The organism is Methanoculleus sp. MH98A (genome assembly GCF_000691865.1).
Classification (GTDB): Archaea; Halobacteriota; Methanomicrobia; order Methanomicrobiales; family Methanoculleaceae; genus Methanoculleus.
Genome location: NZ_JMIO01000248.1, coordinates 1 through 696, shown reverse-complemented (window position 1 = coordinate 696; position 696 = coordinate 1). Strand labels below are relative to the sequence as shown.

The window sequence follows — 696 nt, the reverse complement described above, 5'->3', positions numbered from 1 at the left end:
AAGAAGGGCGGCCTTGCGTTCATCCCGGGTTTTCACCCGCGGGAGTTCACGCTCTGCCGCCTTCAACCCCGGGGTAAAGCCTCAGAGAAGCCCCAGGATACCGATGACGATCGCGATGACACCGATGATCGTCTGGAAGCCGCCCAGCCACGTGCCGAACTTCTCGAGATACTTACCGAGACCCGGGACCACGTGGAACGCACCGGTCAGGAGGATGACTCCTACCAGGAAGGCAACTATACCCTGCAGCGAGAAGATCCCCAGCAGTCCGAGGATCATCATGATGATCCCTATGATGACCTGGAAACCGCCCAGGAACCTGCCTGCCTTCTCAAGGAAGCCCCCGAGCACGGGCAGAGCCCCTATAATTCCCGCACATAATACCAGTCCGCCGATTATGTTCATTATCGCGGTTATTGCCACAATTTCACCTCCATTGCATCACGTTACAAAGTTAAGTTATAAATATCCCTCTGATACCATAAGTTAATTCAATTAACGTCGGACATCAATTAAAAAAATGCATTGACCTTTCTGGACAGGGATACCTGCCAACGTTTGAAAACCGACATTGTACGTGACTCCTCCCCTCGCACCGGGAGCATCCAGGGACATTTTCAGCCCCGGTTCGGCATCCTGCAATACAGCCGGGATATGCGGGGAGAGAACCCTAAAACCACGGGGACGATGTCCATA

Annotated in this window: 1 protein-coding gene; it reads right to left on the bottom strand. The window is 53.4% G+C overall.

Translation table 11 applies throughout. The features are described 5' to 3' along the window. Positions 1–81 precede the first annotated feature (81 nt). On the bottom strand, positions 82–423 hold the full coding sequence (locus tag EI28_RS12850; RefSeq protein WP_231476489.1) for a hypothetical protein: 342 nt from the start codon (positions 421–423) through the stop codon (positions 82–84). Positions 424–696 lie beyond the last annotated feature (273 nt).